This window comes from Streptomyces sp. SLBN-8D4 (genome assembly GCF_049739545.1).
Classification (GTDB): domain Bacteria; phylum Actinomycetota; class Actinomycetes; order Streptomycetales; family Streptomycetaceae; genus Streptomyces; species Streptomyces canus_C.
Genome location: NZ_JBMGQC010000001.1, coordinates 2864567 through 2888430, shown reverse-complemented (window position 1 = coordinate 2888430; position 23864 = coordinate 2864567). Strand labels below are relative to the sequence as shown.

17 protein-coding genes and 1 pseudogene are annotated in these 23864 nt (G+C 70.9%); 13 read left to right on the top strand and 5 right to left on the bottom strand.

Features of this window, described 5'->3' with window-relative positions:
- Positions 1-70 precede the first annotated feature (70 nt).
- From RKD20_RS12565 to RKD20_RS12545, 5 genes are read left to right on the top strand one after another with little or no spacing between them, the layout of a single operon-like run.
- Complete coding sequence (locus RKD20_RS12565) at positions 71-2281, top strand: 1,4-beta-glucanase (protein ID WP_424877813.1); 2211 nt, start codon at positions 71-73, stop codon at positions 2279-2281.
- Positions 2278-4248, top strand: coding sequence for a beta-galactosidase (locus RKD20_RS12560; RefSeq protein ID WP_424877812.1), 1971 nt, complete (start codon positions 2278-2280; stop codon positions 4246-4248). The genes RKD20_RS12565 and RKD20_RS12560 overlap by 4 nt, the downstream gene beginning before the upstream one ends.
- Complete coding sequence (locus RKD20_RS12555; protein WP_424877811.1) at positions 4245-6458, top strand: glycosyl hydrolase family 95 catalytic domain-containing protein; 2214 nt, start codon at positions 4245-4247, stop codon at positions 6456-6458. Before RKD20_RS12560 ends, RKD20_RS12555 begins: the two co-directional genes overlap by 4 nt.
- 38 nt (positions 6459-6496) lie before the next feature.
- On the top strand, positions 6497-7207 hold the full coding sequence (locus RKD20_RS12550; RefSeq protein WP_424877810.1) for a glycoside hydrolase family 12 protein: 711 nt from the start codon (positions 6497-6499) through the stop codon (positions 7205-7207).
- A gap of 35 nt (positions 7208-7242) precedes the next feature.
- Positions 7243-7863, top strand: a complete 621-nt coding sequence (locus RKD20_RS12545) for a chorismate mutase (protein WP_424877809.1) — start codon at positions 7243-7245, stop codon at positions 7861-7863.
- A gap of 57 nt (positions 7864-7920) precedes the next feature.
- Here the strand turns inward: RKD20_RS12545 and RKD20_RS12540 are convergent, their stop codons facing one another.
- Entirely contained in the window at positions 7921-9960 is a 2040-nt protein-coding gene (locus RKD20_RS12540) for a TIM-barrel domain-containing protein (protein WP_424877808.1), read from the bottom strand.
- 91 nt (positions 9961-10051) lie between these two features.
- Positions 10052-11065 (bottom strand): LacI family DNA-binding transcriptional regulator, encoded by a 1014-nt coding sequence (locus tag RKD20_RS12535; RefSeq protein ID WP_424877807.1) that lies wholly within the window; start codon positions 11063-11065, stop codon positions 10052-10054.
- Positions 11066-11804: 739 nt separating this feature from the next.
- Between RKD20_RS12535 and RKD20_RS12530 the strand changes: the two genes are divergently transcribed.
- From RKD20_RS12530 to RKD20_RS12500, 7 genes and pseudogenes are all read left to right on the top strand, one after another.
- Positions 11805-13736 (top strand): acyl-CoA dehydrogenase family protein, encoded by a 1932-nt coding sequence (locus RKD20_RS12530; RefSeq protein WP_424877806.1) that lies wholly within the window; start codon positions 11805-11807, stop codon positions 13734-13736.
- A gap of 75 nt (positions 13737-13811) precedes the next feature.
- A pseudogene (gene dxr, locus RKD20_RS12525) lies at positions 13812-15069 on the top strand (1-deoxy-D-xylulose-5-phosphate reductoisomerase).
- Between the two features lie 8 nt (positions 15070-15077).
- Positions 15078-16370 (top strand): M50 family metallopeptidase, encoded by a 1293-nt coding sequence (locus RKD20_RS12520; protein WP_424883205.1) that lies wholly within the window; start codon positions 15078-15080, stop codon positions 16368-16370.
- A gap of 170 nt (positions 16371-16540) precedes the next feature.
- The gene (ispG, locus tag RKD20_RS12515; RefSeq protein WP_028808497.1) at positions 16541-17698 is read left to right on the top strand and encodes a flavodoxin-dependent (E)-4-hydroxy-3-methylbut-2-enyl-diphosphate synthase; all 1158 of its coding nucleotides are present in this window, start codon (positions 16541-16543) and stop codon (positions 17696-17698) included.
- A 164-nt stretch (positions 17699-17862) separates the two neighbouring features.
- Positions 17863-18711 (top strand): GNAT family N-acetyltransferase, encoded by an 849-nt coding sequence (locus RKD20_RS12510; RefSeq protein WP_424877805.1) that lies wholly within the window; start codon positions 17863-17865, stop codon positions 18709-18711.
- Positions 18712-18736: 25 nt separating this feature from the next.
- Positions 18737-19267 (top strand): GNAT family N-acetyltransferase, encoded by a 531-nt coding sequence (locus RKD20_RS12505; RefSeq protein WP_424877804.1) that lies wholly within the window; start codon positions 18737-18739, stop codon positions 19265-19267.
- A 247-nt stretch (positions 19268-19514) separates the two neighbouring features.
- Entirely contained in the window at positions 19515-21218 is a 1704-nt protein-coding gene (locus tag RKD20_RS12500; RefSeq protein ID WP_424877803.1) for a proline--tRNA ligase, read from the top strand.
- A 42-nt stretch (positions 21219-21260) separates the two neighbouring features.
- Here the strand turns inward: RKD20_RS12500 and RKD20_RS12495 are convergent, their stop codons facing one another.
- Genes RKD20_RS12495 through RKD20_RS12485 form a run of 3 tightly spaced genes read right to left on the bottom strand, consistent with a single transcriptional unit; the run spans position 21261 to position 23189 of the window.
- Positions 21261-22160: an aminoglycoside phosphotransferase family protein gene (locus RKD20_RS12495; RefSeq protein WP_424877802.1), complete on the bottom strand. Its 900-nt coding sequence runs from the start codon at positions 22158-22160 to the stop codon at positions 21261-21263.
- Positions 22161-22188: 28 nt separating this feature from the next.
- The gene (locus RKD20_RS12490) at positions 22189-22668 is read right to left on the bottom strand and encodes a ferritin-like domain-containing protein (RefSeq protein WP_424877801.1); all 480 of its coding nucleotides are present in this window, start codon (positions 22666-22668) and stop codon (positions 22189-22191) included.
- Positions 22665-23189, bottom strand: a complete 525-nt coding sequence (locus tag RKD20_RS12485; protein WP_424877800.1) for a hypothetical protein — start codon at positions 23187-23189, stop codon at positions 22665-22667. Before RKD20_RS12485 ends, RKD20_RS12490 begins: the two co-directional genes overlap by 4 nt.
- Before the next feature lie 176 nt (positions 23190-23365).
- On the opposite strand from RKD20_RS12485, the gene rimP reads away from it, so the two are divergent.
- A complete protein-coding gene (gene rimP, locus RKD20_RS12480; RefSeq protein ID WP_424877799.1) occupies positions 23366-23863 on the top strand; it encodes a ribosome maturation factor RimP in 498 nt (165 codons plus the stop codon).
- Position 23864: the final 1 nt, after the last annotated feature.

Below are 23864 nucleotides of genomic sequence, written 5' to 3'. Positions count from 1 at the left end.
GCTGGTCGCGCAGTTCCCCGCGCCCCTGGGTAGATGTCTCCCCCCTTTCTCGATCAGCGAGGTATGTGTCATGCGCGCGTCCGGGCCTAGTCGTCGAGCTGTTCTCGCCGGGACCGCGGCCGCTGCCGCGATCACCGCCGTTCCGTCCTTCCCGGGGGCCGCCGCGGCCGCCACCCCCACCCCTCCTTCATACCGCTGGCGGCAGGTCGCCATCGGCGGCACCGGGTTCGTCACCGGAGTCCTCTTCCACCCCTCCGTTCGGGGGCTCGCCTACGCCCGTACCGACATCGGCGGCGCCTACCGGTGGGACGACCGGAGCGCCCGCTGGACACCGCTCAACGACGACCTCGGCTGGGACGACTGGAACCTCCTCGGTGTCGAGGCCATGGCCGTCGACCCCGCCCACCCCGACCGGGTCTACCTCGCGCTCGGCACCTACGCCCAGTCCTGGGCCGGCAACGGGGCCGTGCTGCGGTCCGAGAACCGCGGTGCCACCTGGGCCAGGACCGACCTCTCCGTGAAGCTCGGGGGGAACGAGGACGGGCGGGGGACCGGGGAGCGGCTGCTCGTCGACCCCCGGGACAGCGACACACTGTGGCTCGGAACCCGGCACGACGGTCTGCTCAAGTCCACCGACCGGGGTGCCACGTGGGCTGCCGCGACCGGCTTCCCCGGGGCTCCCACCAGCAGCGGCCAGGGCGTCACTCTCCTCGCCGCCGCGGGACGCACCCTGTACGCCGGCTGGGGCGACTCCGACGGCACTACGGCCAACCTGTACCGCACCTCCGACGGCACCACCTGGGAAGCCGTCCCCGCACAGCCCTCCGGGACCTCCGCCAAGGTGCCGATCCGGGCCGCGTACGACTGCCACACCCGCGAGCTGTACGTCACCTACGCCAACGCGCCCGGGCCCAACGGGCAGTCCGACGGCAGTGTGCACAAGCTCGCCACGACGAGCGGCACGTGGACGGACGTCACGCCGGTGAAGCCGGGTGGGACGACGGGCGACGGCTCCGCCGACACCTTCGGCTACGGCGGTGTCGCCGTGGACGCCCGCCGCCCCGGCACGGTCGTCGTCTCCACCAACAACCGCTGGGCGGCCGTCGACACCCTGTACCGGACCACGAACGGCGGCCGCACCTGGACGTCCCTGAAGGACTCCGCGGTCCTCGATGTGTCCGAGACCCCCTTCCTCACCTTCGGCGCCGACGAGCCCAAGTTCGGCTGGTGGATCCAGGCCCTCGCCGTCGACCCGTACGACTCGAAGCACGTCGTGTACGGCACCGGCGCCACCCTGTACGGCACCCGGGACCTCAAGCACTGGGCCCCGCAGATCCGCGGCCTGGAGGAGACCGCCGTACGCCTGCTGATCTCGCCGCCGACCGGGCAGGCGCACCTGCTCAGCGGTCTCGGGGACGTCGGCGTGATGTACCACGAGCGGCTGACCGCCTCGCCTTCGCGCGGCATGGCCTCGAACCCCGTGTTCGGGTCGGCGACGGGACTGGCCCAGGCCGCGGACAGACCGTCGTACGTGGTCCGCACGGGCTTCGGCGACCACGGAAACGGCGCCTTCTCCCACGACGGCGGCAAGTCCTGGGCGCCCTTCGCGGCCCAGCCCGCCCTCGCCAAGGACGCACCGGGGCCGATCGCCACCAACAGCGACGGCAGTGTGCTGCTGTGGACCTTCGTGCACTGGGACGGCACCAAGTACCCCGCCCAGCGCTCCACGGACAACGGGGCGACCTGGGCCGAGGTCGCCGGCTACCCCAAGGGCGCCACCCCGCTCGCCGACCCGGCCGACCCGACGCGCTTCTACGCGTACGACACCGACACCGGCACCCTGTTCGCCAGCACGGACGGCGGCCGTACCTTCAGCGGGCGGGCGAGCGGGCTGCCCTCCGGCGACAGCCAGTTCCAGCTGGCCGCGGCTCCGGGGCACTCCGGCGACCTGTGGCTGAGCACCAAGACGAACGGCCTGTACCGGTCCACCGACGGCGGAGCGACCTTCGCCGAGCTCACCAGCTGCTGGGCCTCGCACACCCTCGCCTTCGGCAAGGCCGCCCCCGGTTCCGCCCACCCGGCGATCTACATGGTCGGCGCCACGGAGACGATCACCGGGGTGTACCGCTCCGACGACGGCGCGAAGACCTGGGTGCGGGTCAACGACGACCGGCACCAGTGGGGCTGGATCGGCGCGACCATCGCCGCCGACCCGCGGGTGTACGGCCGCGTCTACATCGCCACCAACGGCCGGGGCATCCAGTACGGGGAGCCGGCATGACACCGGGACTCCAGGACGCGACCCGCGGCCGCATCCTCTACGGCGGCGACTACAACCCCGAGCAGTGGCCCGAGGAGACCTGGCACGAGGACGTCCGGCTGATGAAGGCCGCCGGCGTCAACTCCGTCACCCTCGGTGTCTTCTCCTGGGCGAAGCTCGAACCCCGGCCGGGCGAGCGGGACTTCGGCTGGCTGGACCGGCTGATGGACCTCCTGCACGACAACGGCATCGGAGTCGTCCTCGCCACCCCGACCTCCTCGCCGCCGCCGTGGATGGGCCACCTGCACCCCGACACCCTGCCCGTCACCGAGGACGGCCGCACCGAGTACTGGGGCGGGCGCCAGCACTTCTCGCACTCCAGCGCCACCTACCGCCGCTACGCCGCCGCCATCACCGAGGACCTCGCCGCCCGCTACGGCGGCCACCCGGCCCTCACCCTGTGGCACATCAACAACGAGTACTGCACCTACGACTGGAGCGACGAGGCCGCCGCCCGGTTCAGGGTCTGGCTCCAGCGACGCCACGGCTCCCTCGACGCCCTCAACTCCGCCTGGGGCACCGCCTTCTGGAGCCAGGGCTACGGCGACTGGGCGGAGATCCACACACCCCGCCAGGCCCACTACATGAAGAACCCCACCCAGGTGCTGGACTTCAAGCGGTTCACCTCCGACATGCTCCTGGAGTGCTACGTCGCCGAGCGGGACATCGTGCGCCGGGCCACCCCGCACATCCCCGTGACCAGCAACTTCATGCCGTTGTGGGTCGGTCAGGACGCCTGGCGCTGGGCCGAGGAGGAGGACGTCGTCTCCGTCGACCTCTACCCCGACCCGCGCGATCCCCTGGGGGCCCAACAGGGCGCCCTCGTCCAGGACATGACCCGCTCGCAGGCCCGCGGCCCCTGGATGCTCATGGAGCAGGCCGCGGGGCCGGTCAACTGGCGGGGTGTGAACCACCCCAAGCCCCGTGGCCTCAACCGCCTCTGGTCACTCCAGGCGGTCGCCCGCGGGGCCGACGCCGTGTGCTTCTTCCAGTGGCGCCAGTCCCGGCAGGGCGCGGAGAAGTTCCACTCAGGGATGGTCAGCCACGCGGGGGAGGAGGGGCGGACGTACCAGGAGGTCAAGCGGATCGGTGCCGAACTGGCCCGGATATCGGGCGAGGTGACCGGCAGTCACTCCCGCAGCGACATCGCCGTCCTCCATGACTGGCACGCCTGGTGGGCCGGCGCCCAGGACGGTCGCCCCTCCACCCGGGTCGATCACGCCGACGTGCTCAAGACCTGGCACCGCGCTCTCTGGGAGGCCCACCTCACCGCCGACTTCGCCCACCCCGACCACGACCTCACCGCCTACAAACTGGTCGTCGTCCCCCAGCTCTACGCCCTCACCGACGCGGCCGTCGACAACCTCCTCGCCTACGTCCGCCAGGGCGGCACCCTCGTCTCCGGCTTCCTCACCGGCGTCGCCGACCAGGACGACCGGGTCCGGGACGGCGGCATGGACGCCCGGCTCCGCGGCCTGTTCGGCATCCGCACCCTGCACGAGTGGTGGCCGCTGGAGGAGGGGGAGACGGCCGACTGCGACGGATTCCGGGGCACGCTGTGGTCGGAGGAGATCGAGAAGACCGACGACTCCACGACGGAGTCCGTCTACAAGGGCGGTGAGCTGGACGGACTCCCGGCCGTCCTCCGCCGGGGCCGCTCCTGGTACCTCTCGACGCTCCCCGAACCGGGCGCCCTGCGCGACCTCCTCGGCCGTATCGCGTACGACGCGGGGGCGCGCCCGGTGCTCGACGGCCTGCCCGACCTCGTCGAGGCGGTACGCCGGGGTGACCTGCTCTTCGTCCTCAACCATGGCCGGGACGCGGTCACCGTCCCGGTACCGGGCACGCACCGCGATCTGCTCACCGGGACCACCTTCCGGGACGAAGTCGTGCTCGGGCGCCGCGACGTGGTGGTGTTGCGCTCATGAACGTGATCCACGGAACCTGGGAACCCCGGCCGGCCACGCGCTGGGAGGACGGCTTCCTCAGCGGCAACGGCCACCACGGCGCCCTCGTGTTCGGTGAGCCGAACGACGAGCGGGTCGTCGTCACCCATCACACCCTCGTCCGTCCCAACGGCTCCGAACACGCCCGCCCGCCTCGCCTGGCCGCCGAACTCCCGGCACTCCAGGACCGGTTGCTCGCCGGTGAGCTCGATGCCGCCGAGCGCTTCACGGACGGCCGGCCGCTCCAGTGGGTGCAGCCCTTCCACCCCGCCTTCCAGATCCGGTTGCGCCGCCCGCGCGCGGCGGCTTCCGGGTACCGCCGGTCCGTCGACTTCACCACCGGCGTCCTGCACACCGAGTGCGAGGAGTGGCGCGGCCAGGTCTTCGTCTCCCGCGCGGACGACGTCATCGTCCAGCACGTCCAGGCGGCGGACCTGGTCGTCTCGCTGGACCACCGGCTCCCCGGCGCCCCCCACGGCCTGATGGTCGGCCAGAGCATCGTCCGCGCCGCCGACGGGGCCCTGCTCACCCTCCGCGTCCGCTACCCCGACAGCGACCGCCGCTACACCGGCATCACTCTGGTCGTCCCCACGGGCGGCCGCACCGCGCTCGTCCCGCCCGGCGCCCGTGTCACCGGCGCCGACTCGGTCCTGCTGCTGACCCGCGTCGTACGCCACACCGGCGAACTGGACACGGCACCGCACGCCGAGGCCCTGCGCGATCTGGTCCCCGAGACCGAGACCGAGACCGAGGCCGAGTCCGAGTCCGACGCGTACGCCCGACTCCTCGACAGGCACACCTCCCTCCACCGCGCCGCCTACGAGCGCGTCACCCTCGACCTCGGCGCCGACCCCGCCGAACGCGCCCTTGCTGGCGCGGAGTTGCTGGAGCGGCCCGACAGCCCCGCCCTCCTGGAACGCCTCTTCGCCGCCGGCCGCTACCACCTGCTCTCCGCCAGTGGCCTCTTCCCGCCCCGCCTCACCGGCCTGTGGACCGGCGACTGGGACACGGCCTGGTCGGGAGCGTTCACCAACGACGCCAACGTCAACCTCCAGACCGCGTCGGCCGCGTGTGCCGCCCTTCCCGAAGTCACCGCGTCCCTCGCATCCCTGGTCGACCGCCAACTGCCCGACTGGCAGGACAACGCCCGCGAGATCTTCGGCGCGCGCGGTGCCGTGGCCCCGCCGCACTCCGACGGCGAGTCCGGGCTGACGTACCACTTCGAGCGCGAGTACCCGCTGCACCTGTGGACGGCCGGTGCCGACTGGCTGCTCAAGCCCCTCGTCGACCACGACGAGACCCGCGGCGAACAGGACCCGCGCACCGCCCGCGCCCTCGCCGAAGTCGCCCTGTTCTACGAGGACTTCCTCACCCGCACCGACACCGACGGCCATCTCGTCGTCGTCCCCTCCTACTCGCCCGAGAACCGCCCCGCGAACGCCAGTTGGGGCGCGATCAACGCGGCCATGGACCTCTCGGCCGCCCGGCACGCCCTGCTCACGGCCGCCGCCTACCACCCCGAGAAGGCGGAAGCCTGGCGCGCCCTCGCCGACCGGCTCCCGCCGCACCGGATCAACGCCGACGGAGCCCTCGCCGAATGGGCCTGGCCCGGCCTCGACGACAGCTACGACCACCGCCACCTCAGTCACCTCTACGGCGTCTGGCCCCTCGACGAGATCACCCCCTACGACACCCCCGACCTCGCCAGGGCCGCGCACCGCGCCCTCGAACTCCGCGGCTCCGAGAACGACTCGGCCCACGGTCACCTGCACCACGCCCTCGTCGCGGCCCGGCTGCGCGACGGCGAACGGGTCGCGCACGCGCTCGGCCAGGTCCTGGGGGGCGACTTCTTCCACACCTCGCTGATGAGCGCGCACTACCCGAACCGGAACGTCTACAACGCGGACGCCGCCCACACCCTGCCCGCCGTCCTCGTCGAGATGCTCGTCCAGTCGACACCGGACCGGCTGGTGCTGCTCCCGGCGGTTCCCACCATCTGCCCCCGAGGTGAACTACGGGGCATCCGCACCAGGTTCGGGGCCGAACTCGACCTCACCTGGAGCCCCACCGAAGCGACCGCGGTGCTGCGCCCCACCCGCACCCACCGCGTCGAACTGAGGACTTCCTCAGGCGCCGAGCCCCTCGAACTCGTCGCCGGAGAAGACCACGTCATCCGTCTGGAGGCGTGGTAACCACCCCCGCATTTCCCCCCACCCATGGAAGGGACACCATGGCAAGCACCCTGCGCAAGATCACCATGGCCGTACTGGCCCCGGCGATGGCCATCGGCGCCACCGTCGGACTCGCCTCAGCCCCCGCCTCGGCCGCCGTCTGGAACTCCTGCGACCAGTGGGGCAGCACGAGCCTGAACGGCTACACCCTCTACAACAACATCTGGGGCTCCGGCGCCGGCAGCCAGTGCATCTGGGCCAACTCCGGCACCAACTGGGGCGTCTGGGCCGACCACCCCAACACCGGCGGCATCAAGTCCTACCCGAACTCCAAGAAGGTGGTCAACAAGTCGATCACCTCGCTGGGTTCGCTCTCCAGCAACTACAACGTCTCGGTCCCCTCGTCGGGCGCGTACAACACGTCGTACGACATCTGGGACACCAACTACAGGTACGAGATCATGCTCTGGGTCAACAAGACCGGAGCCGTCGGCCCGCTCGGCAGCTCGCAGGGCAACGTGACGCTCGGCGGCCACACCTGGACCGTGTACAAGGGCACCAACGGGTCGAACCAGGTGTTCTCCTTCGTGCGCACCTCGAACTCGACCTCGGGCACGGTCAACGTCCTCCCGATCCTGAAGTGGATCAAGGACACCAAGGGCTGGTTCGGCAACGAGACCATCGGTGACGTGCAGTTCGGCTTCGAGGTCACCAGCTCGTCCGGCGGTCTGAACTTCACCACCAACAACCTGACCGTGAGCAGCAGTTGACCTGATCATGGGGGTGCGTCGGGTTTGATGGGGACATGCGTACCACCACCCCCCTCCGACGCGCCCTGATCACCGTGACCGCGACCGCGGCCGTCGTCCTCACCGCGACGGGTTCCGCGGTCGCGGTTCCCGTCTCCGGGACGGCCGCGGCACCCCACGCCACCGCCCCCTCCCTGACCGCCCTGCATCCCGTCGTCGAACTCGCCGCCGAACGCCTGGCCACGGCCGACCTGGTCGCCGCCGCCAAGTGGGGCACCGACAGCCCCATCGACGACCCCGCCCGCGAACAGCAGGTTCTCGACAACGTGGCGGCCCAGGCCAAGGAGCTCGGCGCCGACCCGGACGAGATCCGGGTGATCTTCCGCGACCAGATCGAGGCCAACAAGATCGTCCAGCGCGGACTGTTCGAGCGCTGGACCGACCACCCCGACCAGGCGCCGACGACCAAGCCCGACCTGAGCGTCGTACGGCAGGAGATCAACCGGGTGACCAGCGCCCTCGTCGAGGCCCTCGCCACCACCGCCCACGACCGCGGCGCGTTCACCTGCCGCCCCGAACTCGCGCTGGCCGCCCTCCAGGTCCACCACGAGGACCACCTCGACGCCCTGCACACCCGGGCCCTGGTCCGCGCCCTGCGCTCCGTCTGCGGAAGCTGACCCCGACACGACGAAGCGGCCGGCCCACCCCCGTGGGACCGGCCGCTCCGGCTGTCGTCACTCCGCCACCGGAAGCCTGGCCCCGTCCCGCAGGAACAGCGGGATACGGTCCAGCGGGGCGTCCACGGTCACCGTCGTACCGCCCTCGTACGTCCGGCCGGTCCATGCGTCCGTCCAGGTCGCGCCCGCCGGGAGATAGGCCGTCCGGGCCGTCGCGCCGGCCGTGAGGACCGGGGCGACCAGGAGGTCCGCGCCGAAGAGGTACGCGTCGTCGACCGTCCACGCCGTCTGGTCGTCCGGGAACTCCAGGAACAGCGGGCGCATCGGCGTCAGGCCCTCCTCATGGGCCTCGCGCATGACCTTCAGGACGTACGGCTTCAGCCGCTCGCGCAGCCGCAGGTACTTCTCCATGATCGCGCCGGCCTCCTCGCCGTACGACCACACCTCGTTCGGCCCGCCCGTCATGTCCGGGCCCAGCGGCATGCCTGGGTCGCGGAAGCCGTGCAGCCGCATCAGCGGGGACAGCGCCCCGAACTGGAACCAGCGGACCATGACCTCGCGGTACGCCGGATCGTCCGGGTCGCCGCCGTGGAAGCCGCCGATGTCGGTGTTCCACCAGGGGATGCCGGACATCGCGGTGTTGAGGCCGGCCGCGATCTGGTCGCGCAGGGTCGGGAAGTCGGTGCCGATGTCACCGGACCACAGGGCGGCACCGTAACGCTGACTGCCCGCCCAGGCCGAGCGGTTGAGGGTGATGACCTCCTCGCCGGCGGCGCTCAGGCCCTCGTGGAAGGTGCGGGAGTTCTCGGCCGGGTACATGTTGCCGACCTCCAGACCGGGACCCGCCCAGTAGCGCAGGTTCTCCTGGAAGCCCGGCTTGAGCTCCGGCTCGCAGGCGTCCAGCCAGAAGGCCGTGATGCCGTACGGGGCGAGGTAGTTGTCGCGGACCTTCGACCACATGAACTCCCGGGCCTCGGGGTTCGTGGCGTCGTAGAAGGCGACCTGGACGGTCGAGGCGACCCCCTTGTCCGGCCAGTCGGCGTGCGCCATCGGGCCGTACTGCGTGCCGATGAACCAACCGCGCTGCTCCATCAGGGAGTGGTTCTCGCTGAGCGGCGACACCGACGGCCAGACGCTCACCACCAACTTGATGCCCAGCTCCTCCAGTTCACGGACCATGGCCGCCGGGTCGGGCCATTCGGCCGGGTCGAACTTCCACTCGCCGAGATGCGTCCAGTGGAAGAAGTCGCAGACGATCGCCGAGATCGGCAGCCCGCGCCGCTTGTACTCCCGTGCCACGGAGAGGAGTTCGTCCTGGGTGCGGTAGCGCAGCTTGCACTGCCAGAAGCCCGCCGCCCACTCCGGCAGCATCGGCGTGCGGCCGGTCACCGCGCTGTAGCGGCGCTGGCCGTCGGCCGGGGTGCCCGCGGTGATCCAGTAGTCGATCTGGCGGGCCGAGTCGGCCACCCAGCGCGTGCCGTTGCGGGCCAGCTCCACCCGGCCGATCGCCGGGTTGTTCCACAGCAGGGTGTAGCCGCGGCTGGAGGCGAGAACCGGGATGCCGACCTCGGCGTTGCGCTGGATCAGGTCGAGGACCAGGCCCTTCTGGTCCAGCTTGCCGTGCTGATGCTGGCCGAGACCGTACAGCTTCTCGTCGTCGTAGGCGGCGAAGCGCTGCTCAAGGCGGTGGTGGCCGTTACCGACCGCGGTGTACAGACGCGAGCCGGGCCACCAGAAGTGGGCGCGGGCCTCCGCGAGGAGCTCGGCGGAGTCCTGGGTGCGCAGGAACCGGAGCTGCCCCTCGGCGTCGACGTGGACGGTCAGCGCGCCCACCGTCAACTGCCCTTCCCCGTCAACGATCTTGATCGTGCTTTCGGTGACCGGAGCCTCGTCGAGCAGGGCACCCGGAAGCCCCTCCAGGATCGGCCCGCCGAGCCGGGCACGCACCCGCACCGCGTCCGGTCCCCACGGCTCGACACGCACGGTCTCCTGACGCCCGCTCCACTCCAGCGCGCCGTCCCGCTCCCGGAACGTGCCGACGGTGGGGGACGACTGCGCGAGACTGACCTTGGGCTGGATTTCGGCAGGCTGATTCACGAGGGGTGCTCCTGAAGGAATGCAGACAGGGGCGTGCCGCACAGGCACGGAACGCGTGGTGTGAGGTGGGTGGGATCCGGTGGGTGAGGTGTCAGGACGCCGAAGGCGCCGGGCCCGTGCTCGCCCGGACCGTCAACTCGGGCTCGATCAGGACCACTTCGTCCTCACCGCGGCCCTCCAGCTTGGCGACGAGACGCTCCAGGGCGTGCCGGCCCATCTCCTGGGCGGGGATGGCCACCGACGTCAGCCGCACCGAGGCCTGCACGGCGACCTGCTCGGGGCAGATCGCCACCACTGAGACGTCCTCGGGGATGGCCCGGCCCTGCTGGCGCAGCAGCGCGAGCAGCGGCTCTACGGCCTGTTCGTTCTGCACGACGAAGCCCGTGGTGGACGGGCGCTCGTCGAGGATGCGGGCGAGGGTCACGGCCATCGCGTCGTACCCGCCCTCGCACGGCCGGTGCAGCAGCCGTACCCCCAACTCCTGGGCACGCGAACGGAGTCCGTCCAGAGTGCGCTCGGCGAAACCGGTGTGCCGTTCGTAGACCGCGGGGGCCTCGCCGATGACAGCGATGTCGCGATGACCGAGCTTCGCGAGATGCTCGACGCACAGCGCGCCGGTGGCCCGGAAGTCGAGGTCGACGCAGGTGAGTCCGGAGGTGTCGGCGGGCAGGCCGATGAGCACGGAGGGTTGGTCGGTGCCGCGCAGCAACGGCAGCCGCTCGTCGTCGAGTTCGACGTCCATCAGGATCATCGCGTCGGCGAGCCCGCTGCCGGTGACGCGACGTACGGCGTCGGGGCCCTCCTCGCCGGTGAGCAGCAGGACGTCGTACCCGTGTGTCCGCGCGGTGGTGGCCACCGCGATGGCGATCTCCATCATCACCGGCACGTACATGTCGGTGCGGAGCGGGATCATCAGCGCGATGATGTTCGACCTGCTGCTGGCGAGGGCGCGGGCGCCCGCGTTCGGGTGGTAGCCGAGTTCGCGGATGCTCTCCTCGACCCGCTGCCGGGTGCTCGTCGAGATGGACCGCTTGCCACTGAGGACATAGCTCACCGTGCTCGCCGAGACTCCGGCGTGCTGGGCGACCTCGGCGAGGGTGACCATCCAGCTCTCCAAGCTTTGTGAAGCGCTTCGACAGTGCGCAGTGTGAACAGGTGCGGGTGGGGGTGGTTCGACAGTAGCTCCCCCGGGAGTGGGTGTCCATAGGTTGTCGAAGCGCTTCGACAAAGACTCTTGGGTGCTTGACCCGCAGGGACGGAACCCATGCGGATGAACCCACTCCGGCCTGGTCGTTCACCGCCCTGGCGGGGCGCGGCTTCCTGCCTACCACGACGGGCCCACCGGGGCCATGGAACGGGACGCGGGAGTCCGGCCGCAGAACAGGTCGGTACCGAGTGGGGCGGAGCTCGACGGGACGAGGGCTGGGACCTCGGCCGGCCGGCACCGCCCGAACACACACCGGGGCCAGGGACCAGCCGTGCCGCCTCGGCAGCGCGCACCAGAAGCCACGCCCGCCGACGGCCGTCCCCGTCGCACTCACCCCGCCAACCGGACCCTGAAACGGCCGCGCCTGCGTTTCCGTGCCCCTGGCACCGGCCGCAGGCCCGTCCCGGCGGGAGCCTCCCTCGGACCGGAGACCCCCGAGAAGTGACATGCGTGAGCTCGGCACCGACGCGGTCCCGGCCGCCCCGGTGACCCGGCACCGGATCGTATTCCGTCGACATGGGCCGAACGGCCGCGCGAGGGGTGGTGGGCTCGCCCCGGATCAGGTACATACGATCGGGTAGCACCCGTCGGTAACCATACGACCCCCAAGATCCCCATTCACGACGAGGTGAGCCTGATGTCCGCACCGTCCACCAAGCCCGTCGTCACCGAGCGCGAGGCCCGCGAGGTGGCGGAGGCCGCCCGGGAGCAGGACTGGCGCAAGCCCAGCTTCGCCAAGGAACTGTTCCTCGGCCGGTTCCGGCTCGACCTCATCCACCCCCACCCCATGCCCCCGGAGGAGGACGCCCGGCGCGGCGAGGAATTCCTCGCCGCACTCCGCGACTTCTGCGAGACCAAGGTGGACGGCGCCCTCATCGAACGCGAGGCCCGCATCCCCGACGACGTCGTGGCCGGCCTCAAGGAGCTCGGCGCCTTCGGCATGAAGATCGACACCAAGTACGGCGGCCTCGGCCTCACCCAGGTGTACTACAACAAGGCGCTGGCCCTCGCGGGCTCCGCGAGCCCCGCGATCGGCGTGCTGCTCTCCGCCCATCAGTCGATCGGCGTACCCCAGCCGCTGAAGCTCTTCGGCACCCAGGAACAGAAGGAGAAGTTCCTGCCCCGGTGCGCCCGCACCGACATCAGCGCCTTCCTCCTCACCGAACCGGACGTCGGCTCCGACCCGGCACGCCTCGCCACGACAGCCGTACCCGACGGGGACGACTACGTCCTCGACGGAGTGAAACTCTGGACCACCAACGGCGTGGTCGCCGACCTCCTCGTCGTCATGGCCCGCGTCCCGAAGTCCGAGGGTCACAAGGGCGGCATCACCGCCTTCGTCGTCGAGACCGACTCACCCGGCATCACCGTCGAGAACCGCAACGCCTTCATGGGCCTGCGCGGCATCGAGAACGGCGTCACCCGCTTCCACCAGGTCCGGGTCCCGGCCGCGAACCTCATCGGCAAGGAGGGCCAGGGCCTGAAGATCGCCCTCACCACCCTCAACACCGGCCGCCTCTCGCTCCCCGCCTCCTGCGTCGCCGCAGGCAAGTGGTGTCTGAAGATCGCCCGCGAATGGTCCGCGGCCCGCGAACAGTGGGGCAAGCCCATCGCTCACCACGAAGCCGTCGGCTCCAAGATCTCCTTCATCGCGGCGACCACCTTCGCCCTGGAGGCCGTCCTCGACCTGTCCTCCCAGATGGCCGACGAGAACCGCAACGACATCCGCATCGAAGGCGCCCTCGCCAAGCTCTACGCCTCCGAGATGGCCTGGCTCATCGCCGACGAACTCGTCCAGATCCGCGGCGGCCGCGGCTTCGAGACCGCCGACTCCCTGAGGGCCCGCGGCGAGAAGGCCGTCCCCGCCGAACAGGTCCTGCGCGACCTGCGCATCAACCGCATCTTCGAGGGCTCCACCGAGATCATGCACCTGCTGATCGCACGCGAGGCCGTCGACGCCCACCTCTCCGTCGCAGGCGACCTCATCGCCCCGGACAAATCCCTCGCCGACAAGGCGAAAGCGGGCGCGAACGCAGGCGTCTTCTACGCCAAATGGCTCCCCAAACTCGTCGCCGGACCCGGCCAACTCCCGAACTCCTACAGCGAGTTCAAACGCGAGGTCGACCTCTCGACGCACCTGCGCTACGTCGAACGCACGGCCCGCAAACTCGCCCGCTCCACCTTCTACGCCATGTCCCGCTGGCAGGGCCGCATGGAGGCCAAGCAGGGCTTCCTCGGCCGTATCGTCGACATCGGCGCCGAACTCTTCGCGATGAGCGCGGCCTGCGTACGCGCCGAACTCCTCTACACCACCGAAGCCCACGGCCGCGAGGCCTACCAGCTCGCCGACGCCTTCTGCCACCAGTCCCGCCTGCGCGTCGAGGAACTCTTCGGCCGCCTCTGGAACAACACCGACGACCAGGACCGCAAGGTCGTCAAGGGCGTGCTCTCCGGCACCTACACCTGGCTGGAGGACGGCATCGTCGACCCCTCCGGCGAAGGCGTCTGGATCGCGGACGCGACCCCCGGCCCCTCCGAGAAGGAGAACGTCCACCGGCCCATCCGCTGACCACGCACGACAGCGCGCCCCCCGAGAGGGGGACGCGCTGTCCTCCTGCACCGCCGTTGAGGCCACAATGGAGGGATGAGCGACAGTCCAGCCCCTCTCGCCGACCCGCACCTCGTCTACGACCCGGTCGCGGGCGACGGCCCCAAGGACGTGGTGATCCTCGGCTCCACCGGTTCGATCGGCACCCAGGCCATCGACCTCGTGCTGCGCAACCCCGACCGCTTCCGGGTGACCGGCCTCTCCGCCAACGGCGGGCGCGTGGCACTCCTCGCCGAGCAGGCACACCGGCTCAGGGCACGGACCGTCGCCGTCGCCCGCGAGGACGTCGTACCCCAGCTCCGCGAGGCGCTCAGCGGCCACTACGGCACCGGCGAGCCGCTCCCCGACATCCTCGCCGGCCCCGACGCGGCCACCCAGCTCGCCGCCTCCGACGCGCACACCGTGCTCAACGGCATCACCGGCTCCATCGGACTCGCCCCCACCCTCGCCGCCCTGGAGGCGGGCCGCACCCTCGCGCTCGCCAACAAGGAGTCGCTCATCGTGGGCGGCCCGCTGGTCAAGGCCCTCGCCAAGCCCGGGCAGATCATCCCCGTCGACTCCGAGCACGCGGCCCTCTTCCAGGCCCTGGCCGCCGGGACACGAGCCGACGTCCGCAAGCTGGTCGTCACCGCGTCCGGCGGCCCCCTTCCGCGGCCGCACCAAGGCCGACCTCGCCCAGGTGACCGTCGAGGACGCCCTCGCCCACCCCACCTGGGCCATGGGGCCCGTCATCACGATCAACTCCGCGACCCTCGTCAACAAGGGTCTCGAAGTCATCGAGGCACACCTCCTCTACGACATTCCCTTCGACCGCATTGAGGTGGTCGTGCATCCCCAGTCGTATGTCCACTCGATGGTTGAGTTCACGGACGGATCCACGATCGCCCAGGCGACGCCCCCCGACATGCGCGGGCCGATCGCCATCGGTCTCGGCTGGCCCGAACGCGTCCCCGACGCGGCGCCCGCCTTCGACTGGAGCAAGGCGTCGAGCTGGGATTTCTTCCCGCTCGACAACGAAGCGTTCCCCTCGGTGAACCTCGCGCGACACGTGGGACAGCTCGCGGGCACGGCCCCGGCGGTGTTCAATGCCGCCAACGAGGAGTGCGTCGAGGCCTTCCGGGCCGGCGCACTGCCGTTCAACGGGATCATGGAGACCGTGACCCGGGTGGTGGACGAGCACGGCACCCCGCACGGGGGAACCTCGCTCACCGTCGCGGACGTCCTCGAAGCGGAGACCTGGGCGCGGACCCGGGCCCGGGAACTGACGGCACAGACGGCGGAGGCCCGTGCATGACGACCCTGATGTTCATCCTCGGCATAGGGCTCTTCGCCCTGGGCCTCCTGGTGTCGATCGCGTGGCACGAGCTGGGGCACCTGACCTTCGCCAAGCTCTTCGGCATCCGCGTGCCGCAGTACATGGTCGGCTTCGGCCCGACCGTCTTCTCCCGCAAGAAGGGCGACACGGAGTACGGCATCAAGGCTGTCCCGTTCGGCGGCTACATCCGCATGATCGGCATGTTCCCGCCCGGCGACGACGGCCGTATCAGCGCACGCTCCACCTCCCCCTGGCGCGGCATGATCGAGGACGCCCGCTCGGCCGCCTTCGAGGAACTCCAGCCCGGCGACGAGAAACGCCTCTTCTACACCCGTAAGCCCTGGAAACGCGTCATCGTGATGTTCGCGGGCCCCTTCGCGAACCTGATCCTCGCCGTCGCCCTGTTCCTCACCGTCCTCATGGGCTTCGGGATCTCCCAGCAGACCAACACGGTCAGCTCGGTCTCCAAGTGCGTGATCGCCCAGAGCCAGAACCGCGAGAACTGCAAGGCCTCCGACCCGGCCTCCCCGGCCGCGGCCGCCGGCCTCAAGGCCGGCGACAAGATCATCTCGTTCGACGGCGTGCAGACCGACGACTGGAACAAGCTCTCCGACCTCATCCGCGCCAACCCCGACAAGACGGTCCCGATCGTCGTCGAGCGCGACGGCAAGGACGTCACGCTCACCGCGAAGATCGCCAGCAACCAGGTCGCCAAGAAGGACTCCAGCGGCCAGTACGTCCAGGGCGAGTACGTCACCGCAGGCTTCCTCGGCTTCAGCGCCGCCACCGGCATCGTCAAGCAGGACTTCGGCGACTCCGTCGTCTGGATGGGCGACCGCGTCGGCGAGGCCGTCGACTCCCTCGCCGCCCTCCCCGGCAAGATCCCGGCCCTGTGGAACGCGGCCTTCGGCGACGCCCCGCGCGAGCCGGACTCCCCGATGGGCGTGGTCGGCGCGGCCCGCGTCGGCGGCGAGATCTTCACCCTCGACATCCCGCCGACCCAGCAGCTGGCGATGGCGTTGATGCTGGTGGCGGGCTTCAACCTCTCCCTGTTCCTCTTCAACATGCTCCCGCTGCTCCCCCTGGACGGCGGCCACATCGCCGGCGCCCTGTGGGAGTCCCTGCGCCGCAACCTGGCCAAGGTCCTCAAGCGCCCGGACCCGGGCCCGTTCGACGTGGCGAAGCTGATGCCGGTGGCTTATGTGGTGGCGGGGATCTTCATTTGCTTCACGGTCCTCGTTTTGATTGCGGACGTCGTTAACCCAGTCCGCATCTCGTAGCCATACGGCGTTCGAGGCGGCCCGGTGTGTTCCATGCCGGGCCGCCTTCCATTGAGTGGGTTCGGCGGGCGGGATGTGCTCGTGCCCCGGTCGGTGCCGTAATCTCGAAGCCTGGAGCCCGCCGCTGACGGGACCGGGACCTTGATCCACGACTTGGGGTTGCACAGCAGATGACTGCGATTTCTCTCGGCATGCCGTCCGTTCCGACCAAGCTCGCCGAGCGCCGGAAGAGCCGGCAGATCCAGGTCGGCACGGTCGCGGTGGGCGGTGACGCCCCGGTCTCGGTCCAGTCGATGACGACGACGCGTACGTCCGACATCGGCGCGACGCTCCAGCAGATCGCCGAGCTCACCGCCTCCGGGTGCCAGATCGTGCGCGTGGCCTGTCCCACCCAGGACGACGCGGACGCCCTCGCGACGATCGCCCGCAAGTCGCAGCTGCCGGTGATCGCGGACATCCACTTCCAGCCCAAGTACGTCTTCGCCGCCATCGAGGCGGGCTGCGCGGCGGTCCGGGTGAACCCCGGCAACATCAAGCAGTTCGACGACAAGGTCAAGGAGATCGCGAAGGCCGCGCGCGACCACGGCACCCCGATCCGCATCGGCGTGAACGCGGGCTCCCTCGACCGCCGTCTGCTCCAGAAGTACGGCAAGGCGACGCCCGAGGCGCTCGTCGAGTCCGCCCTGTGGGAGGCGTCCCTCTTCGAGGAGCATGACTTCCGGGACATCAAGATCTCGGTGAAGCACAACGACCCGGTCGTCATGATCGAGGCGTACAAGCAGCTGGCCGCGCAGTGCGACTACCCGCTCCACCTCGGCGTCACGGAGGCGGGCCCGGCGTTCCAGGGCACGATCAAGAGTGCGGTGGCCTTCGGGGCGCTTCTCTCCCAGGGCATCGGTGACACCATCCGTGTCTCCCTCTCCGCGCCTCCCGTGGAGGAGGTCAAGGTCGGCAACCAGATCCTGGAGTCCCTGAACCTCAAGCAGCGCGGCCTGGAGATCGTCTCCTGCCCCTCGTGCGGCCGCGCCCAGGTGGACGTCTACAAGCTGGCCGAGGAGGTCACGGCGGGCCTGACCGGCATGGAGGTCCCGCTGCGCGTCGCCGTCATGGGCTGCGTGGTGAACGGCCCGGGCGAGGCCCGCGAGGCCGACCTCGGCGTCGCCTCCGGCAACGGCAAGGGGCAGATCTTCGTCAAGGGCGAGGTCATCAAGACCGTCCCCGAGTCCAAGATCGTGGAGACCCTGATCGAAGAGGCGATGAAGCTGGCCGAGCAGATGGAGGCGCAGGGCATCGCCTCGGGCGAGCCGTCGGTGTCGGTCGCGGGCTGACACCGGTCGACCGGTTCAGCCCGTCCGGGGGCGCGCGGCCCCCGGGAACCGTCACCGAACCACCGGGCGCCTCACGGCAAACGGCACCGAAACGCGGGTCGGCACCGCTCGGGTTCCACAGGTACAGTGCGGAGATCAGCAGACCCCAGTGTGAGGCCCCGCCCGTGTTGACCCAGACGACCTCCCGGGTCCTCGAACCGAGCGACCTGGACGCCGCGCTCGCCATCCTCGACAGTGATCCGGTCGCGAACGCCTTCGTGACGTCGAGGGTGCAGGTCGCCGGCCTCGACCCGTGGCGGCTCGGCGGCGAGATGTGGGGCTGGTACGAGGACGGCATGCTCACGTCCCTCTGCTACGCCGGCGCCAACCTGGTCCCGATCTGCGCGACCCCGCGAGCCGTCCGTGCCTTCGCCGACCGGGCGAGGAGGGCGGGCCGCCGTTGCTCCTCCATCGTCGGCCCGGCCGAACCCACCGCTCTGCTCTGGCGCCTGCTGGAGCCCAGTTGGGGTCCGGCCCGGGACGTCCGCGGCCACCAGCCGCTCATGGTCACCGACCGCACGCCGGCCGACATCGCCCCGGATCCGTACGTCCGCCGCGTCCGCAAGGACGAGATGGAGACGATCATGCCGGCCTGTGTGGCGATGTTCACGGAAGAGGTCGGTGTCTCCCCGCTGGCCGGCGACGGTGGTCTCCTCTATCAGGCCCGCGTCGCCGAACTGGTCGGTTCCGGCCGCTCCTTCGCCCGTCTCGACGAGCACGGCAAGGTCGTCTTCAAGGCGGAGATCGGCGCCGCGACGGACCGGGCCTGTCAGATCCAGGGGGTCTGGGTGGCCCCGGAGTACCGGGGCAGGGGAGTGGCCGCCCCCGGGATGGCCGCGGTCCTGCGCTACGCCCTCGCGGACGTGGCCCCGGTGGTCAGCCTCTACGTCAACGACTTCAACACGGCGGCCAGAAGGACGTACACGAGGGTGGGCTTCCAGGAGGTGGGCGCGTTCATGAGCGTCCTCTTCTGAACCCGCCTGCCTGTACGCTCCCCGCATGGACCTCGTCATCGGCCCCCTAGACCTGTCGGCCCACGTAGACGAGGCGCTAGCCGTCCAAGCCGTCGCCTTCGGGCTCGGTGCCGACGAGGTGGCGGTCCGCCGTCAGATCGTCCTGCGGCACATGACCTACCCCGGCGCGAGAGCCCTCGGCGCGACCGTCGGCGGCACCCTCGTGGGCTTCGTGTACGGCATGCCCAACGACCGCACCCACTGGTGGTCCACCGTCGTGGAGCCCTACCTGCGCGCGCGGCACAACGACCTCTGGCTCGACGACTCCTTCGTGATCACCGAGCTCCATGTGCACCCGCAGCACCAGAACCGCGGCATCGGCCGCACCCTGATCACCAGCATCACCGACAGCGCCGCCGAGCCCCGTTCGATCCTCTCCGCGATCGACACCGACAGTCCGGCCCGCGGTCTGTACCACTCGCTCGGCTACCAGGACCTCGCCCGCCAGGTTCTCTTCCCGAGTGCCCCGAAGCCGTACGCGGTCATGGGTGCCCCGCTGCCGCTGCGCCGCCGTTAACGGATTTCCACCGGCAGACGCCCCCCGGCTAACCTCCTTGGGGGCGCCCGACACATTCCCGCCTGCCGCGCGGCGTCTGGCACGTCTCGCCGCGTTGCCGAACCGCCCAAGTGGCTCCGCCACGAGGGCGCTCCGGCGCCTTGCGATCGCACGCACCAGACGCCGCGCGGCCCGCCCGCCGGGCGGACGACGAGAATGTGTCGGACACCCCCAAGCCATCACCCTTTCCGGCAGGAGTACGAGAACCATGGCGAACGCACCGGTCCAGCGCATGTCCCAGTTGATGGCGAAGACGCTGCGCGACGACCCGGCGGACGCCGAGGTCCTCAGCCACAAGCTGCTGGTGCGCGCCGGGTACGTCCGCCGTACCGCCGCGGGCATCTGGAGCTGGCTGCCGCTCGGCAAGAAGGTGCTGGCCAACGTCGAGCGGATCGTCCGTGAGGAGATGGACGCGATCGGCGCCCAGGAGGTGCTGCTCCCCGCCCTGCTGCCGCGGGAGCCGTACGAGGCCACGGGCCGCTGGGAGGAGTACGGCGCCGAGCTGTTCCGGCTCCAGGACCGCAAGGGCGGCGACTACCTCCTCGGCCCGACCCACGAGGAGATCTTCACCCTGCTGGTGAAGGACCAGGCGTCCTCCTACAAGGACCTGCCGGTCATCCTCTACCAGATCCAGCACAAGTACCGTGACGAGGCCCGCCCGCGGGCCGGCATCCTGCGCGGCCGCGAGTTCCTGATGAAGGACTCCTACTCCTTCGACACCGAGGACGAGGGCCTGGCCCGGTCCTACGCGCTGCACCGGCAGGCCTACCAGAAGGTCTTCGAGCGGCTGGGCCTCGACTACCGCATCTGTGCCGCCACCGCCGGCGCGATGGGCGGCTCCAAGTCGGAGGAGTTCCTCGCCCCCGCCGAGGCCGGCGAGGACACCTTCGCCGACTGCCCGAACTGTGACTTCGCGGCCAACACCGAGGCGATCACGTACGAGTTGAAGCCGGTGGACGCGGACGGTGTCGCCGCTCTCGAGGAAATCCCCACCCCCGACACCCCGACCATCGAGACCCTCGCCGCCCACCTCGGCGTCGAGGCCTCCGCCACCCTGAAGAACCTCCTCGTGAAGGTGGACGGCGAGATCGTGGCCGTCGGTGTGCCCGGCGACCGCGAGGTCGACCTGGGCAAGGTCGAGGCGCACTTCGCGCCCGCCGCCGTGGAGCTGGTGACGGCGGAGGACTTCGTGGGCCGCCCCGACCTCGTCCGCGGCTACGTCGGTCCGCAGGGCCGTCAGGAGAAGCTGAAGTACATCGCCGACCCGCGGGTGGCCCCCGGCACCGCGTGGATCACCGGCGCCAACAAGGAGCACACGCACGCGAAGAACGTCGTCGCGGGCCGGGACTTCGAGGTCGACGAGTACGTCGACGTCGTGGTCGTCCAGGAGGGCGACCCGTGCCCGAAGTGCGGCACCGGCCTCAAGCTGGACCGTGCCATCGAGATCGGCCACATCTTCCAGCTGGGCCGCAAGTACGCCGACGCCCTCAAGCTCGACGTCCTCGGCCAGCACGGCAAGCCGGTCCGCGTGACCATGGGCTCCTACGGCATCGGCGTGTCCCGCGCGGTCGCCGCTCTCGCCGAGCAGTCCGCCGACGACAAGGGCCTGTGCTGGCCCGCCGAGGTCGCCCCGGCCGACGTGCACGTCGTCGCCGCCGGCAAGGCCCTGCAGATCGAACTGGCCCTCGACGTCTCCGAGAAGCTGCGCGAGGCGGGGCTCAGGGTCCTCGTCGACGACCGCGCCGGCGTCTCCCCGGGGGTGAAGTTCACGGACTCCGAGCTGATCGGCGTACCGAAGATCCTGGTCGCGGGCCGTCGTTCCGCCGAGGGCGTCCTGGAGCTCAAGGACCGTCGTACCGGTGAGCGCGAGGAGCTGACGGTGGACGAGGCGATCGCCCGTCTGACCGCCTAGGGAAAACCGTCGCGGGGTGAGGCGGCGTACCCGAACGCCGCCTCACAGCCACCCGGCGAACTCCAGCAGCAGCTCGGCGTCCCGGGGCCGTCCCACCCGTAGCGCCCGGACGCCGGACTCCACGGCCCGGAACAGCGTCCATCCCCGCAGCCGCTCCTGGTCCACCTCCAACGACTCCGCGAGCCGCTTCACCCGCCGCCGCGTGGTCGCCGCCCCGGACGGCGTGGCGATCAGGTCCTCGACCCGGTCCCGCACCAGCCGGGCAAGGTCGAACGCACACTCCCCGACGACCGGGTCGGGCCCGACGGCGAGCCAGGGGGCGCGCGTCCCGGACAGCACCTTGCTCTGCCGGAACGTGCCGTGCAGCAGCCGCTCCTCCGGGGGCGCGGCCAGCAACGACTCCCGTGCGTCGAGAGCCGCGCTCACCAGTGCGGCCACCTCGGCGGGAGCACCTCGCATCGCCTCGGCCTGCCGTCCGGTCCGTTCGGCCACCGTCTCGAAGACATGGGCGTTGTCGTCGTCGGGAGGCTCCACCCACAGCCGCCGCAGGGTCCCGGCCGCCTCCAGCAACGCCTTCGCCTCGGGCAGCGACCGCACGGAGACATCGGGATGCAGCCGTTCGAGCATCAGCACACCTTCGGTGACGAACGGCTCCAGCAGCTGTACGGCCCCTCGCCCGTCCCAGTGCGCGAGAGCCGCCCGCTCGCTCTCCGGCCGGGACCGGGGCGGCACCAGCTTGAGCACGGCGGGCGTCCCGTCGGACCGCCGCACGAGCACGACGAGGCTGCTGCGTCCGCCGGGCACCTGGACCCGCTCCACGGTCAACTCGCGCAGCGCGACGGCCTGTCCGGCGGTGTCGGGCAGCTTGTCCACCCAGTCGTCGGCGTCCGGCACGCTCTCGCCGAGCGCCCGCACCAGCCGCTGTGGTGGTTCGAAAGCCATGCGCGAGTAGTTCCCTTCCAGTACCGCGTTACGTCGTGGGGGCCGCCTGGGAAAGCGAGGCCGAGGACGAGGGCGACGCCGTGGTCGCCCGCTCGGCGAGCCCAGGGAAGGCTACGCTCTCGCCGCGCCAGCGCACCGCCCGCACCGCGGCCTCCCGCAGCGCCTCGGCGGCCGTGCTCCGCCGCTCGCCCCCGGTTGCCCGCACCACGTCGGACCACACCCCGGCCACCCGGTCCTCCAGGTCGGCGGCGAGTCGTACCGCCGCCGCCGGGTCAGGCACCGGGAAGGGCAGCGCGTACGCCGGCGCAGCGGCCACCGGCTTCCCGTCCAGGTCCCGCACCGCACGCACCAGGGCGTCCCGGCGGGCCCGGTGGGCGTCGTAGGCGGCCTTGGCCTCCGCGCGCCGGACCTCACCGATCCGGCCGCCGACGACGCCGTAGCCGTAGACGGCGGCGTGCTCGGCGGCCAGGGCCTTCTGGAGGGCCTCCAGCTCCTGCTTCTCGCTCATCGGGCACCCTCCGTCAGCAGATAGGCGTGCGCCGCGCCGGCCGCCGCCACCGAGGCCAGCAGCCGGGCCAGCTCGCCGGGCACGTCCACCAGTGCCTGGGCCCGCCGGTCGGCGAGCGCCCGCTCGGCGGCGGCGAGCTGGGCGAGGGCGTCCTTCTCGGTCGCGGGCACGGTGGCCGACGGCGAGGGCGAGGCGCTGCCGGACGCAGTGGGGGAGGCCGTCGTGACCTTCTCCCCGAACGCCTCCACATGCCGCACGGCTTCCGCCCGCAACGGCCCGACCCGCTCCGCGAGCATCGGATGCGCGGCCAGGACCGCGTCGTACCGCTCGACGATCCCCCGACTGTCCCGAGCCGCCCGTACGCGGACCCGTTCGACGAGGGAGGGACTGCCGGCGGTGCCCTCCTGGCTGTCTCCGGTCCCGTCGGAGCAGCCCACGAGAAGGGCGCCCCCGGCGACCGAGGCGAGCAGGGATCTTCTGCGCGGCCCGGAGGGGACGCGCGGCTGAGGGGGGTACGGCACGACAGACGTCCTCGGGAAGCTCGTACGAACAAACGGGCGGGAGGTCGAGCCCGCCGGCGATCACGGTACCCGCGCATCCGATGTCACCTGGACGGCAACACCCTCCGCGACCGGATACCCTTTGACCAGACACGCGACCTACCCACAACAGCACACGCGGCCGAGGAGTCACCCGGATGAGCACCACCCAGAGCGAGAGGCTGCGAGAGCTCCTGGAACCGCTCGTCACCTTCCAGGGCCTGGATCTCGAAGAGATCGCAGTGGACTCCGTAGGGCGAAAGCGAGTGCTGCGCGTCGTCGTCGACTCGGACACCGGTGCCGACCTGGACCAGATCGCCGATGTGAGCCGCGCGCTCTCGGCGAAGCTCGACGAGAGCGACGCGATGGGCGCGGGGGAGTACACCCTCGAGGTCGGTACCCCGGGCGCGGAGCGGCCGCTCAAGGAGCACCGGCACTATGTGCGGGCCGTGGACCGGCTGGTGAAGTTCCAGCTGGCCGAGGGCGGAGAGCTGGTCGCGCGGATCCTGAAGGTCGACGACGACGGCCTCGACCTCGAGGTGCCCGGTGTGAAGGGCCGCAAGGCCACCGCCCGCAGACTCGCCTTCTCCGAGGTCGACAAGGCGCGCGTGCAGGTCGAGTTCAGCCGCAAGGACAAGAACGAAGAGGAGGCGTAGC

Bases quoted from the DNA above. Each gene is read 5' to 3' on its own strand.
- RKD20_RS12565 (WP_424877813.1), top strand. From the start codon at position 71: ATGCGCGCGTCCGGGCCTAGTCGTCGAGCTGTTCTCGCCGGGACCGCG.
- RKD20_RS12560 (WP_424877812.1), top strand. From the start codon at position 2,278: ATGACACCGGGACTCCAGGACGCGACCCGCGGCCGCATCCTCTACGGC.
- RKD20_RS12555 (WP_424877811.1), top strand. From the start codon at position 4,245: ATGAACGTGATCCACGGAACCTGGGAACCCCGGCCGGCCACGCGCTGG.
- RKD20_RS12550 (WP_424877810.1), top strand. From the start codon at position 6,497: ATGGCAAGCACCCTGCGCAAGATCACCATGGCCGTACTGGCCCCGGCG.
- RKD20_RS12545 (WP_424877809.1), top strand. From the start codon at position 7,243: ATGCGTACCACCACCCCCCTCCGACGCGCCCTGATCACCGTGACCGCG.
- RKD20_RS12535 (WP_424877807.1), bottom strand. From the start codon at position 11,065: ATGGTCACCCTCGCCGAGGTCGCCCAGCACGCCGGAGTCTCGGCGAGC.
- RKD20_RS12530 (WP_424877806.1), top strand. From the start codon at position 11,805: ATGTCCGCACCGTCCACCAAGCCCGTCGTCACCGAGCGCGAGGCCCGC.
- RKD20_RS12520 (WP_424883205.1), top strand. From the start codon at position 15,078: ATGTTCATCCTCGGCATAGGGCTCTTCGCCCTGGGCCTCCTGGTGTCG.
- ispG (WP_028808497.1), top strand. From the start codon at position 16,541: ATGACTGCGATTTCTCTCGGCATGCCGTCCGTTCCGACCAAGCTCGCC.
- RKD20_RS12505 (WP_424877804.1), top strand. From the start codon at position 18,737: ATGGACCTCGTCATCGGCCCCCTAGACCTGTCGGCCCACGTAGACGAG.
- RKD20_RS12500 (WP_424877803.1), top strand. From the start codon at position 19,515: ATGGCGAACGCACCGGTCCAGCGCATGTCCCAGTTGATGGCGAAGACG.
- RKD20_RS12495 (WP_424877802.1), bottom strand. From the start codon at position 22,160: ATGGCTTTCGAACCACCACAGCGGCTGGTGCGGGCGCTCGGCGAGAGC.
- RKD20_RS12490 (WP_424877801.1), bottom strand. From the start codon at position 22,668: ATGAGCGAGAAGCAGGAGCTGGAGGCCCTCCAGAAGGCCCTGGCCGCC.
- rimP (WP_424877799.1), top strand. From the start codon at position 23,366: ATGAGCACCACCCAGAGCGAGAGGCTGCGAGAGCTCCTGGAACCGCTC.